The sequence below is a fragment of the Pseudomonas sp. MCal1 genome (assembly GCF_026341415.1).
In the GTDB taxonomy this organism is placed as follows: Bacteria; Pseudomonadota; Gammaproteobacteria; order Pseudomonadales; family Pseudomonadaceae; genus Aquipseudomonas.
The window spans coordinates 305,236-320,355 of record NZ_JAKUMP010000001.1; the positions used below are offsets into that span (position 1 = coordinate 305,236).

General features: G+C 60.3%; 18 protein-coding genes. 16 read left to right on the plus strand and 2 right to left on the minus strand.

What is annotated here, in order from left to right; all coding sequences use genetic code 11:
- The first annotated feature begins 89 nt into the window (after positions 1 to 89).
- Genes MKZ87_RS01420 through MKZ87_RS01430 form a run of 3 tightly spaced genes read left to right on the plus strand, consistent with a single transcriptional unit; the run spans position 90 to position 1,635 of the window.
- Positions 90 to 629: a PAAR domain-containing protein gene (locus tag MKZ87_RS01420; protein ID WP_266200112.1), complete on the plus strand. Its 540-nt coding sequence runs from the start codon at positions 90 to 92 to the stop codon at positions 627 to 629.
- Positions 629 to 1,351, plus strand: a complete 723-nt coding sequence (locus MKZ87_RS01425) for a peptidoglycan recognition family protein (protein WP_266200113.1) — start codon at positions 629 to 631, stop codon at positions 1,349 to 1,351. Before MKZ87_RS01420 ends, MKZ87_RS01425 begins: the two co-directional genes overlap by 1 nt.
- Entirely contained in the window at positions 1,348 to 1,635 is a 288-nt protein-coding gene (locus MKZ87_RS01430) for a hypothetical protein (protein WP_266200114.1), read from the plus strand. The genes MKZ87_RS01425 and MKZ87_RS01430 overlap by 4 nt, the downstream gene beginning before the upstream one ends.
- 86 nt (positions 1,636 to 1,721) lie before the next feature.
- On the opposite strand, the gene MKZ87_RS01435 is transcribed toward MKZ87_RS01430, so the two are convergent.
- Positions 1,722 to 2,084, minus strand: coding sequence for a DUF6124 family protein (locus MKZ87_RS01435; RefSeq protein ID WP_266200115.1), 363 nt, complete (start codon positions 2,082 to 2,084; stop codon positions 1,722 to 1,724).
- A gap of 556 nt (positions 2,085 to 2,640) precedes the next feature.
- On the opposite strand from MKZ87_RS01435, the gene MKZ87_RS01440 reads away from it, so the two are divergent.
- The 5 genes from MKZ87_RS01440 (at position 2,641) to MKZ87_RS01460 (ending at position 4,833) form a co-directional block, all read left to right on the plus strand.
- Positions 2,641 to 3,240, plus strand: a complete 600-nt coding sequence (locus tag MKZ87_RS01440) for a hypothetical protein (RefSeq protein ID WP_266200116.1) — start codon at positions 2,641 to 2,643, stop codon at positions 3,238 to 3,240.
- 122 nt (positions 3,241 to 3,362) lie between these two features.
- A complete protein-coding gene (locus MKZ87_RS01445; protein ID WP_266200117.1) occupies positions 3,363 to 3,563 on the plus strand; it encodes a hypothetical protein in 201 nt (66 codons plus the stop codon).
- Positions 3,560 to 3,943 carry a hypothetical protein gene (locus MKZ87_RS01450; RefSeq protein ID WP_085695865.1) on the plus strand — a complete coding sequence of 128 codons (384 nt, stop codon included), beginning with the start codon at positions 3,560 to 3,562 and terminating at the stop codon, positions 3,941 to 3,943. Before MKZ87_RS01445 ends, MKZ87_RS01450 begins: the two co-directional genes overlap by 4 nt.
- A 65-nt stretch (positions 3,944 to 4,008) precedes the next feature.
- The gene (locus MKZ87_RS01455) at positions 4,009 to 4,389 is read left to right on the plus strand and encodes a hypothetical protein (RefSeq protein ID WP_266200118.1); all 381 of its coding nucleotides are present in this window, start codon (positions 4,009 to 4,011) and stop codon (positions 4,387 to 4,389) included.
- Between the two features lie 54 nt (positions 4,390 to 4,443).
- Positions 4,444 to 4,833: a hypothetical protein gene (locus MKZ87_RS01460; RefSeq protein ID WP_266200119.1), complete on the plus strand. Its 390-nt coding sequence runs from the start codon at positions 4,444 to 4,446 to the stop codon at positions 4,831 to 4,833.
- A 67-nt stretch (positions 4,834 to 4,900) separates the two neighbouring features.
- Here MKZ87_RS01460 and gspI read toward each other — a convergent pair whose 3' ends face one another.
- A complete protein-coding gene (gene gspI, locus MKZ87_RS01465) occupies positions 4,901 to 5,281 on the minus strand; it encodes a type II secretion system minor pseudopilin GspI (protein WP_266200120.1) in 381 nt (126 codons plus the stop codon).
- Positions 5,282 to 5,428: 147 nt separating this feature from the next.
- Here gspI and gspG point away from each other — a divergent pair, with 147 nt between their 5' ends.
- The 8 genes from gspG to MKZ87_RS01505 all read left to right on the plus strand — a co-directional run bounded on the left by gspG (position 5,429) and on the right by MKZ87_RS01505 (position 14,989).
- On the plus strand, positions 5,429 to 5,887 hold the full coding sequence (gspG, locus tag MKZ87_RS01470) for a type II secretion system major pseudopilin GspG (protein ID WP_025109838.1): 459 nt from the start codon (positions 5,429 to 5,431) through the stop codon (positions 5,885 to 5,887).
- 8 nt (positions 5,888 to 5,895) lie between these two features.
- Positions 5,896 to 6,849 (plus strand): type II secretion system minor pseudopilin GspK, encoded by a 954-nt coding sequence (gspK, locus tag MKZ87_RS01475; RefSeq protein WP_266200121.1) that lies wholly within the window; start codon positions 5,896 to 5,898, stop codon positions 6,847 to 6,849.
- Positions 6,846 to 7,997 (plus strand): type II secretion system protein GspL, encoded by a 1,152-nt coding sequence (gene gspL / locus MKZ87_RS01480; RefSeq protein ID WP_266200122.1) that lies wholly within the window; start codon positions 6,846 to 6,848, stop codon positions 7,995 to 7,997. Before gspK ends, gspL begins: the two co-directional genes overlap by 4 nt.
- Positions 7,990 to 8,535 (plus strand): type II secretion system protein GspM, encoded by a 546-nt coding sequence (gene gspM, locus MKZ87_RS01485; protein ID WP_266200123.1) that lies wholly within the window; start codon positions 7,990 to 7,992, stop codon positions 8,533 to 8,535. The genes gspL and gspM overlap by 8 nt, the downstream gene beginning before the upstream one ends.
- Entirely contained in the window at positions 8,532 to 10,871 is a 2,340-nt protein-coding gene (gene gspD / locus MKZ87_RS01490) for a type II secretion system secretin GspD (protein WP_266200124.1), read from the plus strand. The genes gspM and gspD overlap by 4 nt, the downstream gene beginning before the upstream one ends.
- Entirely contained in the window at positions 10,868 to 12,274 is a 1,407-nt protein-coding gene (gene gspE, locus MKZ87_RS01495; protein WP_266200125.1) for a type II secretion system ATPase GspE, read from the plus strand. Before gspD ends, gspE begins: the two co-directional genes overlap by 4 nt.
- The gene (gene gspF / locus MKZ87_RS01500) at positions 12,274 to 13,485 is read left to right on the plus strand and encodes a type II secretion system inner membrane protein GspF (RefSeq protein WP_266200126.1); all 1,212 of its coding nucleotides are present in this window, start codon (positions 12,274 to 12,276) and stop codon (positions 13,483 to 13,485) included. Before gspE ends, gspF begins: the two co-directional genes overlap by 1 nt.
- Before the next feature lie 394 nt (positions 13,486 to 13,879).
- Positions 13,880 to 14,989 carry a substrate-binding domain-containing protein gene (locus tag MKZ87_RS01505; protein WP_266200127.1) on the plus strand — a complete coding sequence of 370 codons (1,110 nt, stop codon included), beginning with the start codon at positions 13,880 to 13,882 and terminating at the stop codon, positions 14,987 to 14,989.
- The last annotated feature ends 131 nt before the right edge of the window (positions 14,990 to 15,120 follow it).

Here is a 15,120-nt window from a genome sequence, read left to right on the forward strand (position 1 = left end):
CATGCTGAGATAAGGGAACGAATTTATTTGCACAGGGGCTTTCTGATAGAGTCCGCACTCGTTCAATCCGCTGACAGGGAGTCAAGCACATGGCAAAGCCTGCCGCACGAATCACTGATCCAACCTCTTGCCCGATGCCCGGGCATGGCCCAAAGGCCATCGCCTCAGGATCCCCCGACGTGTTCTTCGACGGCCTCGCTGCCGCCCGTAAAGGAGATTCCTGTACCTGTGGAAGTGCTCTGGTTTCGGGTGTTTCCGCTACGGTATTCATCAATGGCAAAAACGCTGCGCTGATCGATACCACAGGTTCGCACGGCGACGTTGTGATTGGTGGTTCGGGGACAGTCATCATCGGGGATTCGCATACCCCGGCACCTTTCATTCCTCCTTTACCCCTAGCCATTCAGAAACGATTCGGGCAGTCGTTCAGTGTTACAGATAGTGAGACGGGTAAGCCCTTGGCGTTTCGTGACTATGTTGCGACGGTCAATGGCGTCGAGATCAAAGGCGTCACCGATTCTGATGGCATCGCACACATCAAAACGCCGACGCCCAATGCCCAAATCTCACTTCACATCACGTTCAATGCCCCAGCTCGAACGCTTCATGAATTTTCGGAGAAACAGTAATGGCCGCCAGTTTTGCGACACAGGCAACTGCTCAGGAGATTAAGCCAGGCGAGTTCATGTGCCCTATACCGGTAGCTGTGAATGATCGAGCGGCTACTCGCGAGGCGATCATCAAACGGGTTCGGGATTTGAAGGTCACGTTTGTCGAGCGCTCGTCCTGGAAAGCGTTGGATGGCAAGAAGGACATGGTCAAGGATTGGGACTACACCATGATCGCTTTGCACCACGCGGGCCGCAGCCATAGTTGCACTCCCGGTGCGGAGCAGATGCAGGAAATCCAGAAAGGACACCTGAGCCAGAAGTACGACGATATTGGCTACCACTACGGCATCGATTGCACTGGGCAGGTTTTTGAAGGTCGTGACATTCGGCTTCAGGGTTCAAGCGTTCTGAAATACAACACAGGGCTGATTGGCATCGTCCTGCTGGAAAACCTGACGACCCCGGAGGAGGGTGGCGATTGGGTCGCCAAAGGTAGGGTGGTTCTGGATAGCATCGGTTACAGCACCACAAACGTTATTCCCAAGGAGCAAATCGTTTCGCTGATGCGCCTGATCGACGCATTGAAAAGCGTGTTTTTTATCAAGAATTTTGGTGGCCACCGGGAATATCCAGGGCAAGGCTCTGAAGGGAAAATTTGCCCCGGAAATATTGGAATGGAGCTGGTCAGAAATATCAGAGCTAAAACCCAACTGCTTCCACCGCCGGCGCCACAGCAATGAAAAAGCTTTTAATCGCAGCAATCCTCGCCGTAGTAACCGTGCTCTACGTCGGTTACTACGAAGCCCTTGAGGATGGAGACATCGAGACCATTGTCTTCATCAAGAAGTACCCGACGATTCAGATGAAGTTCTACAACATCCACGCGAACGATGGAGAAATCCGGAGGGTAGAACGCCTGACGGCAGAGGAGCGGGGGTGGATTATTGATTACTGCAGGTATCGCTTGGGAATCGACACAGACCTGAAGACTCAGCATGACGTCGAGATGTGCCGCAAAAAATAGAAATGTTCCCTTGGCCGAGGTCGTCAGTCACACCTGACAACCTCGGCCATTTTCTTTCCGGCTACGGATCTACAGCGCTCAACCGCTTACGTCTTCACCTCAACATGATCCAACGCCTGATTCACCGCCAGCTCGCTCAACATCACCAATTGCGCAATCCCGATCGCCGTCTTGCGGTGACCAGACTCCAGCGTGGCTGCAAAGTTGTTGAGCATTTCGCTCGCCGATCCCAATGATTCGCTGGCGTTGGCGAGCAGGGATTCGGTGTTGTAAGCCGGGTTGGCCAGGTACATGGGATCGTGCTTGGTGTGGCTGCCCATGATGCGTTGTTGCGGGGTTAGGTAGTGGTCGAGGGCGCGTTCGGCGGCTTCGTTGAGGGTTCGGGAATCGGGAAATTTGTAGGGTGAAACCGGATCGGTTTCGGGGGGATTGGGTGTTGGCTTGAACATAGATGAAACTCCTCATGCTTCAGAAAGGGAGGCCATCCAATTTCGCTACCAAACGAAGGTGGCGGCCATGCTCAGGTTGGTAGACCGGCACATGAGGAACCCGGCGCACCCGAAGGTGCCCTGTGCATGACCACCATAAAGCCGAGACGAAACGACGCCGCGAATGGTGATGCTGTGCAACTCTCATGTGCGGGCTACCAAACCCGATCACTGTTTTTCAGTGACCCGGAAACGATAAAGCCCGCACCCCAGACGCACAAGCCGGCGGATTCTGGCGTAGTCGTAGGCAATGGCGCAAGGCGTTGTAGCCTTGAGGAAGTAACGGTGGATGTCTTTAAACAGTATTCAGAAAGTCGCTTAAACAGACGGAGTTTCACAGGCCAGTAACTAACCCGCGTCGTCTTTATTGGGCTCCGCTGGCGCATAGCACTGATGATTCGGGTCCGGAACCCGTAGCCAGAAATCCGGATTTTCCCTACAACGAACACCGATCCATCCTGCATTCAAACCTGAGCCCGTTCGCCAAAGTCCCCCGTTTTCAGAACGGGACACGGACGTGACCAGACTCATCCCGCAAAGCGAACTCCATGGCCAGCGCGACCAGATCCTCGATTCCTACCAAGCCTTGGAAGACTTCCGACAGGCATTGAATCGCCCGGACGACTTGCCCGGATTCGATGACCTGTTAAACGCCATGGGCCTGCATCGTTCGAACTACATGCAAGGCGTGAATGAGCGAAAACTCATTGATGCTGTGCGTAACGGTGAGTGGGCACTGGTGAAACCACGCATGGCTACTGACAACGGCGGTGCCTCCTGGAACGCCTTCAAGCCCAAACCCGAGCCACCTCCCGCACAACACCTGGTGGAGGAACATGCCTACACCTTGCCGCAACCCGCTGAATCGGGTTTTCACATTGTTCAGAAACCCATGACGCTCGAAGCGCTTGAACGGGAGTTGTACGAAGTCAGGCCCGGCGACTCACTGCGTCGCGAATTCCGCTCACTCAATCGACATCTCGGTGAGCAGGTCAAGCCTGGGCAAATGGTCTTGTTCAGCGACTCACGCACCGGTGGGGCAAGGCAGGCGCACCGGCACAACTGCCCGGATATGCAACCAACATTGCGGGCGTTGCCAGAGCAGCGAAGTTCATGAAGGGAGGTGGCTATCTCGGCATAGGTCTGCAACTGGGCGCGTCCAGCTCAAAAATCTACGAGGTATGCGCGTCCGACCGCGAGGCGGAATGCAGGCAAGTGAGCTTTGTAGAGGGAGGGAAAATGGTCGGCGGTACCGCCGGAGCTCTCGCTGGTGGATATTTCGGCGAGAAAGTAGGTTCGGCGGTATGTGCGAAGTTGAAAGGAATGGGAAAACTGGTGTGTGTGCTTGTGGTCGGTGCGGCAGGGTCCGTGGAGACTGGAACTCAGATGACTGAAGGTGGTGCGTATTTAGGACAAAAAATCTACGAGTACTCCGAATGATAGAAGTCAACAGCACGGTATATGCCTTGGCTTGGGGAGTGCTGATCCTGCTCGCAGTGATCAACTGCGCAATGATTTTCTACGCCGTTTATACAAAACTCGAAGCGCTGGAAAACCACTTTGACGAGTGGCTTTACCTGACCACGGACTGGCGTTCTTCAGGTGGGAGTTTTCACTGGAGATCTCGTCGAATGGCGGAGGTTAGCCGGTTGATTACCTCCAAGAGTATCCAACGGCAGGAACCGTTGCTGATCGACGCTGTTCAACAACTCCCCAGAGGACTCAGGTTCTGGGCTACGTGTCCGTTTCATGTCGGCTATTTCGTCTGCGGTGGGACGTCACTGCTTTGGCTGTATGGGAAATACAGAGGTTTTTTGTAATGGGGCAAAGCGAAAAACTGTGGTGGTGAGTTTTCAGGACAAAAAATCTACGAGTATTCCGAATAATGGAAATCACCAGCACAGTATTCGCGTGGGCCTGTGGAGCGCTGATCCTGCTAGGCATCATCAACTGCGCAATGATTTTCTACGCCGTTTATACAAAACTCGAAGCGCTGGAAAACCACTTTGACGATTGGCTATACCTGATCACGGACTGGCGCTCTTCAGGTGGGAGTTTTCACTGGAGAACTCTTCGAATGACAGAGGTCAGCCGGTTGATTACCTCCAAGAGTATCCAACAGCAGGAACCGTTGCTGATCGACGCTGTTGAGCGCCTTCCCAGAGGACTCAGGTTCTGGGCGACGCGTCCATTTCATGTCGGCTATTTCGTCTGCGGTGGGACGTCACTGCTTTGGCTGTATGGAAAATACAGAGGTTTTTTGTAATGGGGCAAAGCGAAAAACAAGCCTTCGGTGAAGTGGTTTACGAAGTCTCTCCCCATGACTGAAATCAAACTTCTGTTCGCCGCCACTGGCATTGGGTTACTGGTGCTGATCATTTCCAACGTTCTGGTGATGATTTATGTCGGGTATTTCAAGCTTTCCGAAATCGAGTCGCACCTTGAAAATTGTTATCTGCTCCAGAATTGCCCGCAGAAAGGAAGTGCCGGTTTTTGGGCGCGCAGGCACAGGCTCAATCTGATCACTGCTTTGCTTCGCAAGCGTCCTTCGCGCCTGTTGCTGGATAATCCGAACGCCCTCGAAGATGTCCGGCGCCTTCCGCTGAATTTGCGGCGGTGGGTCGAAATTCCATATCGATTGAATGCATTTTCTCTGCTGGGAATTCTGGCCTTGTATGGTTGGGCGGAATATCTAGGGCTGTTCGAGTAAGTGCCGTTGAGAAGCCGGTCGTCTATCAAAGGGTCTTGGTGGTCCGACGCTTCGAGGGGGGGTAGGGCTAAGGACTTTCCGGCCGGCTAAGCAACGTCTCCAGCCGCGCCAACGCCGGCCCCTCCTGGCTGCGATCAAAAACTTGCACCCCAACCTTCAGCAACCGCCCATTCTCCACCCCCCCAATCACCTGCTCACACCGCAATAACAACCGCCCCTGATCACACTCCATCGCCTTGACCCCCATCGGCAATCGCCCCTCCAGCCGCAATTCCGCCATCCGGCTCTGCGCCGCAATCATCGCAATCGAACGATCCCGCAAGACCCCGCTGCTCTGCGTCATCAACCCCGCCACGCGCACGGCGGCGGACATGGCCACGGCAATGATGGCCAGCGCCACCAGCACTTCAATCAGGGTGAAACCCGCTTCTCGGGAAGGCGCTCGCATAATGGGCCCAGAGCCAAAACACAGCGCTCAACGCTAACCCGCGTGCTTGACGGCTTGACGACGAAAACACCCGAGGATTTTCAACATCCCTGACATATCTTCTTGCAACACTGCGCGTCGAATCGAATCAAGCCAGGGAATGACGAGATGGATATCGCGCAATTCAAACAGCCCAATCGACCGAGCCGGATGCCCCGTGGGCAGCAGGGTTTTACGCTGATCGAGATCATGGTAGTGGTGGTGATTCTCGGGATTCTGGCGGCGATGGTGGTGCCCAAGGTGCTCGACCGGCCGGATCAGGCGCGGGCCACGGCGGCGAAGCAGGACATTGGCGGGTTGATGCAGGCGCTGAAGCTGTATCGCCTCGATCACGGCACTTACCCGAGCCAGAGCCAGGGCCTGAAGGTGCTGGTGGAGCGGCCGGCCGATGCGAAGAACAGCAACTGGCGCTCGTACCTGGAGCGCCTGCCGAATGACCCGTGGGGTCGTCCTTATCAGTACCTCAATCCCGGTGCCAACGGCGAGATCGACATCTTTTCCCTCGGCGCCGACGGCCAGCCTGACGGCGACGGTGTGAATGCCGACATCGGTTCCTGGCAGTTGTAAGGCCGGTCATGAACAGCCCATCGAACCAGCAGGGGATGGCGATCATCAGTGCGCTGCTGATTGCGGCGGTGGTCGCGGTGATCGCCGCCGGCATGCTGACGCGCCAGAGCGTTGCGACCCGGGCGCTGGAAGCCGAACAACTGCGCGTGCAGGGCCGTTGGCTGTTGCACGGCGGGCTGGAGATCAGCCGGCAATTGTTGTGGGACGCGCGGCAGCGCGATCCGCTGACCCGACTCGATCAGCCGTGGGCGCAGCGGTTGAACACCCAGGGTTTCGAAGGGCGGCTGGAGGACGAGCAGGGCAAGTTCAACCTGCGCAATCTGGTGGCCAACGAGCGGATCGATGACGCGCAGGTGCAGGCGTTCGAGCGCTTGTGCGAGTTGATCGGTGTCAGCAGCGGCTTGAGCCGGCGCATCAGTCAGCGGGTGATCGGCTCGTATCCGCACCTGTTGAATGCTCAAGTGGTGGACAAGCCTGTGGCGAAAAACACCTTCGAAAGCGGGCGCGCCACGTCGCCGTCCGCGTCGCGCAAGCCGCAATCGCCGACCTTGCCGATGCTGCGCACGCTTGATGATTTGCGCAGTGTCGACGGGGTCAACGATGCCGTGTTGGCGAAACTCGCGCCGTACCTGACGGTGATTCCGGCGACCACCTGGCTCAACGGCAACACGGCCACGGCGCCGGTGCTGGCGGCTTATGTGCCGGGGTTGTCGCTGGAGCGGGCGCAGGCGTTGATCAATGAGCGTGACGCCGGGCGCTGGTTCATCAATCGCGGGGATTTCGTCAATCGCCTGCGCTTGCCGCAACTGGAGATCACCAGCGTCAAGGTCGGTATCACCAGCGACTGGTTCCGGCTGCGCGGGCAGGCGCGGCGCGATCAGCGGCGGGTCAGCCTCGATGCGTTACTGCATCGCAGTGAAGACCGCTTGCCGCAAGTGATCTGGTCGCGGGTGGGCGTATGAGCCAGTTGCGCGTGAGTCTGCCGCCGCTGGCGGAGCTGAGTCTCGACAGTGAAGTGGATTGTGCGTGGCTGGATCGTCAGGGGCAGGTCGTTCGCCAGGAACGCGTGCGACTCGGCGCGCTGCCGAAGCAACCGCTGGTGTGCTTTCTGCACCCGTCGGACAGCCTATTGGCGAGCATCGATTTGCCGCCGCTGCCCGCGAACAAAACCGCTGCGGCGGTGCAGTGTGCGGCGCAGGCCTTGATGCTCGGTGACAGCGCCGAGATGCACATCGCTCACAGTGCCCGCAACGAAAGTGGCCAGGTGCAGATTGCCTGGGTAGCACGCAAGGATTTGCAGCACCTCGGGCAATTCGGTTTGAACCTCAAAGGTCTGTATCCGGCGGCCTACAGCTTGCCGGTGATGGCCGGCGGTGTTGGCTGTCTGCACGACGATCATCTGTTGCTGCGCCACGGCCCGAATGCGGCGCAGGTGCAGCCGATGATCGACGAAGCGTGGCTGCTGGAAACCGGTCTGCCGGCACACTGGATCGGTGACGGCGCACCTGAGGCGGTGCAATCGACATTGGCCGACACACAGCGAAACGCCGGCCCGTTGCCGAACTGGGGCCTGCACGGCGGCCTCCAGCAACCGGGCACCGAACATCGCGGCTGGGGCAGGGCGCTCGGTTGTTGTGCGCTGGCGCTGGCGGTGTGGGTGATCGGGTTGAACCTGTATGCCGCTCGCGAGGCCGGGCAGGTCCAGCAGCTCAAGGCGCAGATGGCGCAGCGGGTGAAGCAGGCGTTCCCCGAGTTGCCGGTGATCCTCAATCCGCTGCAACAGGCCCGTCAGCAAATCGCGGCGCGCCAGCAAGGCGCGGTGGATGCGCCGGGCCAGGATTTCACGCGGCTGGTGTTGCAGGCCGGCAGCGGCATGCCGTCCATGGCGGGCACGGTGCAGCGGCTGGAGTTTGTCGACGGTGCGTTGCAATTGAGCCTGCTGCCCGAGGCCCGGCGTTCGGGCAACGACAAGGACTGGCAAGGCACGCTGGCCCAGGCCGGCATCAGCATCAGCCCGAATGACGACGGTTGGGTCTTGCGCCCGGCCGGAGAGGCCACCGCTGCCACTGACAACGACAACGACGACAGCAGCGGAGCCGAAGATGAATAGCCCCTCGCTTGCGAAATACCGTGCCGGTTGGCAGCGCTTCAATGCTCAGTTGCAGGCCCGTTGGCAGCCGTTGGCCGTGCGGGAAAAACGCATGGTCGGTGGCATGGTTGCGTTGCTCTTGGGGCTGTTTGTGTGGGTGGCGTTGGTTCAGCCGCCGCTGAAAAAGATCGCCGCCTCGCAAGTCGAAACCCCGAAATTGCGCGCCCAGGCCGAAGCGCTGGAAGTGCTGTTGCGCGACGTCAGCGTGCGCCCGGAAGGGCAAAACCTGGAGCAGTCGCTGCAGCAGACGTTGCAGGCTAGCGGACTGGGCGGCCATTACCAATTGGCGGCCGCGTCCGCCGGCTGGCAGTTGACCTTCGACGCGGCACCGGCCGACGCCGTTCTCGACTGGCTGTTGAGCCAACCGCGGAATTTTTCACTGCAAGTGGTCGAGGCCCGTCTGCAACGCGCAGACGACACCGCGACCGATGACACCGCCGGCACTCTGTCGGGCACCGTACGCATGGATCAGGCGCTGGGCGCTAAGGAAGCTTCATGAAGGGGTCAGGCTCCAAACGCATGGCGTTGCCGATGCTGTTGATGGCATTGAGCGCGTGCAGCAACACCACACCACCGAATCAACCGCCGCTGCTGGTGGACAGCGAACTCGGCCGGCCGCTGGCTAACACCCAGCGCAGTGGCGACGCGGTGCTCGACCGCGAGCGGGCGCAGGCTCAGGCAAGACCTGCGCCGAAGCAATTGCACAACATCACTGAACGCGCCCGCAGTGGCGGCGCGGCCCGGGGCACGACGTTGCCGGCCAATCCGTTGGGCGATCAACCGGTGACGCTGAATTTTGTCGATGCGGATATTCAAGCGGTGGTGCGCGCGTTGTCGCGCTCCACCGGCCAGCAGTTTCTGGTCGATCCTCGGGTCAAGGGCAACCTGACGCTGGTCTCCGAAGGCCAGGTGCCGGCGCATCAGGCTTACGACATGTTGTTGGCGGCACTGCGCATGCAGGGTTTCAGCGTGGTGGACGTCGGCGGCGTGGCGCAGGTGGTGCCGGAGGCCGACGCCAAACTGCTCGGCGGGCCGATTTACAGCGCCGACAAACCGGCCGGTAACGGCATGCTCACTCGCACGTTCCGCCTGCAATACGAGAACGCGGTGAACCTGATCCCGGTGCTGCGCCCGATCGTGTCGCCGAACAACCCGATCAACGCCTATCCGGGCAACAACACCATCGTTGTCACCGATTACGCCGAGAACCTGACGCGGGTCGCGCAGTTGATTCAGGGCATCGACACCCCGAGTGCCATCGACACCGACGTAGTGCAGATCCAGAACGGCATTGCCGCCGACATCGCGCCGATGGTCGCCGACCTGCTCGACGCACCTGGCAACGATCCAACCCAGAAAATCGCGGTGATCGGCGATCCGCGCTCCAACACCATCATCATCCGCGCCGGCAGCCCGGAGCGCACGGAGCTGGCGCGTAATCTGATCTACAAACTCGACAACGCCCAGAGCAACCCGAGCAATCTGCACGTCGTTTATCTGCGCAACGCCCAGGCCGGCAAACTGGCTCAGGCACTGCGCGGATTGTTGACCGGCGAGAGCGACAGCGGCACCAGCGACAATGCGCGCTCGGTGCTCAGCAACATGGGCAGTTCCACCCAATCGGGCGGTGGGCAGAACGGCCAGAGCGGTACGCAAACCAACGGCTCCACTTCGAGCAACAACAGCGGCAGCACCGGCGGCAGTTATGCGCAGGGCAGCAGCACCGGCAACGCGCAGAGCAGCGAACAGAACGTCGCCTTCAGCGCCGGCGGCGTGACCATTCAGGCGGACGCGACCACCAACACCCTGCTGATTTCCGCGCCGGAACCGCTGTACCGCAACCTGCGCGAAGTCATCGATCTGCTCGACCAGCGCCGCGCGCAAGTGGTGATCGAAAGCCTGATCGTCGAAGTCGGCGAGGACGACGCCAGCGAATTCGGCGTGCAATGGCAGACCGGCAACCTCGGCGGCAAAGGCGTGATCGGCGGCGCCAACCTCGGCGGCTCGGGGATCAACCTCAACGGCAAGACCAGCCTCGATGTGCTGCCGCAAGGCCTGAACCTCGGCTACGTCAACGGCACCGTCGACATCCCCGGCATCGGCAAGATCCTCGATTTGAAAGTGCTGGCCCGGGCCCTGAAGAGCAAGGGCGGCACCAACGTGCTGTCGACACCGAACCTGCTGACCCTGGACAACGAAGCGGCGAGCATTTTTGTCGGCCAGACCATTCCGTTTGTCAGCGGCAGTTACGTCACCGGCGGCGGGGGCACCAGCAACAACCCGTTCCAGACCGTGACCCGTGAAGAGGTCGGTTTGAAACTTAACGTGCGGCCGCAGATTTCCGAGGGCGGCACGGTGAAGCTCGACATCTATCAGGAAGTCAGCAGCATCGACGAGCGTGCTTCGGCGGCGTCGACCTCGGCGGGGATCGTCACCAGCAAACGCGCGCTCGACACCAGCATCCTGCTCGACGACGGGCAGATCATGGTGCTCGGTGGGCTGCTGCAGGACGGCTACAGCCAGAGCAATGACGCGGTGCCGTGGCTGTCGAGCATTCCGGGGATCGGCGCGCTGTTTCGCAACGAACGCCGCTCGATCACCAAGACCAACCTGATGGTGTTCCTGCGCCCGTACATCATCCGCGACAGCGCGGCGGGGCGCAGCATCACGCTGAACCGCTACGACTTCATGCGCCGTGCGCAGGGTGGTCTGCAACCGGAACGCAGCTGGGCGATGCCGGACATGCAGGCGCCGCAGTTGCCGGCCACCGCTCAAGGCGTGCCGGCACCGGTGTCCGGCCCGCGCGCTACCATCAAAGCGGTGCCGCTGCAATGAGCGCATTGCCTTACGCCTGGGCCAAAGCGCAGCGGATTCTGCTGCGCGACGGCGTGCTGACGGTGTGCCCGTCGACGCCGGGCTGGTCGATCAGCGAGGTGCGCCGGCAGTTCGGCGCTGTCAGGCTTGAGCGGGTGCGCGACGACGAACTCGACGGCTTGCTCGCCACGGCCTACGCCGACACTGGCAGCGCGGCGGCGGTGGTCGGTGCGGCGGAAAACGAAGTCGACCTTGATCGCCTGATGCAGGACATGCCGGAAATCACCGACCTGCTCGACACCCAGGACGGTGCGCCGGTAATCCGCATGATCAACGCCTTGCTCACTCAGGCTGCGCGGGACGAAGCCAGCGACATTCACATCGAACCGTTCGAAACCCATTCGGTGGTGCGCTACCGGGTCGACGGCACGCTGCGTGATGTGGTGTCGCCGCGCAAGGCGCTGCACGGCGCGCTGGTGTCGCGGATCAAGATCATGGCGCAGCTCGACATCGCCGAAAAACGCTTGCCGCAGGATGGTCGGATTGCGTTGCGCGTGGCCGGGCGGCCGATTGATATTCGTGTGTCGACCGTGCCCACCGGCCATGGCGAGCGCGTGGTGATGCGTCTGCTGGACAAGCAGGCCGGACGCCTGCATCTGGAAACCCTGGGCATGGACGCGCAGGTGCTGGCCAAACTCGATCACCTGATCCGCCAGCCCCACGGCATCGTGCTGGTCACCGGCCCGACCGGTAGCGGCAAAACGACGAGTTTGTATGCGGCGCTGGCGCGGCTGGATGCGAGCACCAGCAATATCCTCACCGTGGAAGACCCGGTGGAATATGACTTGCCGGGCATCAGCCAGATTCAGGTCAACGCCAAGATCGACATGACGTTTGCCCTGGCATTGCGGGCGATTCTGCGGCAAGACCCGGACATCATCATGATCGGCGAGATCCGCGACCTCGAAACCGCGCAAATTGCGGTGCAGGCTTCGCTGACCGGTCACCTGGTGCTGGCGACGTTGCACACCAACGACGCGGTGTCGGCGGTCAACCGTTTGATCGATATGGGTGTCGAGCCGTTTCTGCTGGCCTCGTCGATGCTCGGGGTTCTGGCCCAGCGGCTGGTTCGACGGCTGTGCAATCAGTGCAAGCAGGAAGATCCAGCCACGCCCGGCACCTGGCGCCCGGTGGGTTGTGCGGCGTGCAATCACACCGGATACAGCGGCCGAACCGGCATTCATGAATTGTTCTGCATCGATGACGACATCCGCGCCCTGATTCACCAAGGGGCAGGGGAGCAGGCGTTGCGTGCGGCGGCGAGCAAGGCCGGAATGTTCAGCCTGCGTGAAGACGGCGAGCGCTGGATTCGCTGCGGAGCTACGGCGCCGGAAGAAATCCTTCGTGTGACACGGGACGCCTGATGAATCGCTATCGTTTTGAAGCCGCCGATGCCAGCGGCAAGATCGAGTCCGGGCATCTGGAAGCGGACAGTCAGGGCGCGGCGTTTGGCGTGCTGCGCGGTCGTGGCTTGACGGCGTTGTCGGTGGAGAAGGAAAGCAACGTCTCCCAGCACGGCGGCGGTGGGTTGTTCAGCGCCAAGCTCTCGGACAACGATCTGGCGTGGGCCACTCGGCAACTGGCGAGTCTGCTGGGCGCCAGTCTGCCGCTGGAAGCGGCGCTGAGTGCCACGGTCGAACAGGCCGAGAAAAAGCACATCGCCCACACCCTCAGCGCCGTGCGCGCCGACGTGCGCAGCGGCATGCGCCTGGCCGAAGCGCTGGCGGCGCGGCCACGGGATTTTCCGGAGATTTACCGGGCGTTGATCGCGGCGGGCGAGGAGTCAGGCGATCTGGCGCAGGTGATGGAACGGCTGGCGGATTACATCGAGGAGCGCAACAACCTGCGCGGCAAGATTCTCACCGCGTTCATCTATCCGGGCGTGGTCGGGCTGGTGTCGATCGGCATTGTGATTTTCCTGCTGAGTTATGTGGTGCCGCAGGTGGTCAGCGCGTTTTCCCAGGCGCGGCAGGATCTGCCGGGGCTGACGTTGGCGATGCTCAATGCCAGTGATTTCATCCGTGCCTGGGGCTGGTTATGCGCCGGGATCATGGCTGGCGCGTTCTGGAGCTGGCGCCTGTATCTGCGCAACCCGGCAGCGCGCTTGGGTTGGCATCATCGGGTGCTGAAGTTGCCGCTGATCGGGCGGTTTGTGCTGGGGCTAAACACCGCACGGTTCGCCTCGACCCTGGCAATTCTCGGCGGCGCCGGGGTGCCTTTGTTAAGAGCATTGGAAGCGGCGCGGCAGACCTTGTCGAATGATCGTCTGAGCTTGAGCGTCAATGAGGCCACCGCCAAGGTGCGCGAGGGCGTCAACCTGGCGGCTGCGCTGAAAGTGGAGAACGTGTTCCCGCCAGTGCTGATTCACCTGATCGCCAGCGGCGAGAAAACCGGTGCGCTGCCGCCGATGCTCGAACGTGCTGCGCAAACCCTGTCTCGTGATATCGAACGCCGGGCGATGGGCATGACTGCGTTGCTTGAGCCACTGATGATTGTGGTAATGGGCGGGGTGGTGCTGGTGATCGTGATGGCGGTGCTGTTGCCGATCATCGAGATCAACCAGTTGGTGCAGTAGGGTGTGTCTGTTGGTTTGATGTTGTCTGTGCCGGTCAGAGCAATAAATAATTCAGGTTTTTTTCAGCGACCTCGGCATCACCCGACCCTCATTCCTCCCATTCTCGGGTTCTCCTTTCTGTCATCTGCAACGGCCCTTCAAGGGCTGTGGCCGATTCGCTCGAAAAGCCCGCCACAGACACTCCGGATAGCCCCCGGAGCACCCGAGAAAATCCCTCGAAAATCACCCCGCACCTCCCGAGGTTTTTTCCTTTATCTGTCACCGGAAACTGCGAATTTCTCAGTGCGACTTAACCACGGACCCCGCTTGCGAAGGTCAGCGGTGAGTCTTCCCAGTGTCATGCAAGACCCCTGAAAACCTGTGTTCACAACCAACGTTGAAAAGGAGATTCTTCATGTTCAAGCGCACTCTGATCGCAGCTTCCCTGACCGTCGCCGCCCTGGCTTCCGCCCAGGCCATGGCCGCCAACGTCACCGGTGGTGGCGCGACTCTGCCTGCCGCTCTGTACAAAGGTTCCAGCAACAGCATCCTGCCAGCCAACTTCAGCTACGTGGGTACCGGTAGCGGCACTGGCAAGACCGCTTTCCTGACCAACAACTCGGCACTGTTCAGCACCACCGGTTCGGTTCACTTCGCCGGTAGCGACTCGATCCTCAGCGCTTCGGAAATCAGCACCTACAACGCCAACTTCGGCGCTTCGTACGGCCCGCTGATTCAACTGCCTTCGGTGGCCACTTCGGTTGCCATTCCTTACAAAAAATCCGGCCAGACCGCTCTGAACCTGACCAGCGCTCAGCTGTGCGATGCCTTCTCCGGCGCCAAAACCACTTGGGGCGCTCTGCTGGGCACTTCCGACACCACGCCGATCCGCGTTGTTTATCGCAACGTGTCCAGCGGCACTTCGGAAATCCTGACCCGCCACCTGAACTCGGTCTGCCCGACTCAGTTCACCACCAGCTCCACGTTCACCAGCGCTCGTCTGCCAGCCGGTTCGACCCTGCCTTCGAACTGGGTAGGCGTTGCCGGTACCGCTGATGTGGCCACTCAAGTCAACGCGGTTGACGGTTCCATCGGTTACGTCGGTCCGGACGGTGTGAACGCCGCCAGCAACGCAGTGGTTGCTCGCGTCAACGGCGTACAGCCAACCACCGCCAACGTTTCGCTGGCCCTGGGTTCGGCTGCTCTGCCAACCACTCCTTCGAACCCTTCGCAGTGGGTACCGGTCGTTCCTAACCCGGCCAGCGGTTACCCGATCGTGGCTTACACCAACTTCATCTTCGGTCAGTGCTACAAGGACGCCTCGGTGGCCGCTGATGTCAAAGCCTTCCTGACCACTCACTACAGCAACCCGGGCAACAACGCTGCTACCGTCTCGCACAGCTTCACTCCGGTTCCAACCAACTGGAAAGCCGCTGTGACTGCCAACTTCGTCACCAACACCTCGGGCAACAACCTGGACATCAACAACGCCAGCGTCTGCAACGCTGTCGGCCGTCCTTTGTAAGCCTCGCTTCAGCGCAATGAAATGGCGGCAGCCTTCGGGCTGCTGCCATTTTTTTTGGCCGATCTACTCCTCATTCATGAAGTTTGTGTGACATCCGTTCGGTCGCGGCCCTCGCCAACCGCCTATGTCGT

Coding starts and splice junctions, on each gene's coding strand:
- gspG (WP_025109838.1), top strand. CDS start 5,429: ATGGATATCGCGCAATTCAAACAGCCCAATCGACCGAGCCGGATGCCC.
- MKZ87_RS01455 (WP_266200118.1), top strand. CDS start 4,009: ATGGAAATCACCAGCACAGTATTCGCGTGGGCCTGTGGAGCGCTGATC.
- MKZ87_RS01430 (WP_266200114.1), top strand. CDS start 1,348: ATGAAAAAGCTTTTAATCGCAGCAATCCTCGCCGTAGTAACCGTGCTC.
- gspF (WP_266200126.1), top strand. CDS start 12,274: ATGAATCGCTATCGTTTTGAAGCCGCCGATGCCAGCGGCAAGATCGAG.
- gspD (WP_266200124.1), top strand. CDS start 8,532: ATGAAGGGGTCAGGCTCCAAACGCATGGCGTTGCCGATGCTGTTGATG.
- MKZ87_RS01420 (WP_266200112.1), top strand. CDS start 90: ATGGCAAAGCCTGCCGCACGAATCACTGATCCAACCTCTTGCCCGATG.
- MKZ87_RS01450 (WP_085695865.1), top strand. CDS start 3,560: ATGATAGAAGTCAACAGCACGGTATATGCCTTGGCTTGGGGAGTGCTG.
- MKZ87_RS01435 (WP_266200115.1), bottom strand. CDS start 2,084: ATGTTCAAGCCAACACCCAATCCCCCCGAAACCGATCCGGTTTCACCC.
- MKZ87_RS01460 (WP_266200119.1), top strand. CDS start 4,444: ATGACTGAAATCAAACTTCTGTTCGCCGCCACTGGCATTGGGTTACTG.
- MKZ87_RS01505 (WP_266200127.1), top strand. CDS start 13,880: ATGTTCAAGCGCACTCTGATCGCAGCTTCCCTGACCGTCGCCGCCCTG.
- gspM (WP_266200123.1), top strand. CDS start 7,990: ATGAATAGCCCCTCGCTTGCGAAATACCGTGCCGGTTGGCAGCGCTTC.
- MKZ87_RS01445 (WP_266200117.1), top strand. CDS start 3,363: ATGGTCGGCGGTACCGCCGGAGCTCTCGCTGGTGGATATTTCGGCGAG.
- gspK (WP_266200121.1), top strand. CDS start 5,896: ATGAACAGCCCATCGAACCAGCAGGGGATGGCGATCATCAGTGCGCTG.
- gspI (WP_266200120.1), bottom strand. CDS start 5,281: ATGCGAGCGCCTTCCCGAGAAGCGGGTTTCACCCTGATTGAAGTGCTG.
- gspE (WP_266200125.1), top strand. CDS start 10,868: ATGAGCGCATTGCCTTACGCCTGGGCCAAAGCGCAGCGGATTCTGCTG.
- MKZ87_RS01425 (WP_266200113.1), top strand. CDS start 629: ATGGCCGCCAGTTTTGCGACACAGGCAACTGCTCAGGAGATTAAGCCA.
- gspL (WP_266200122.1), top strand. CDS start 6,846: ATGAGCCAGTTGCGCGTGAGTCTGCCGCCGCTGGCGGAGCTGAGTCTC.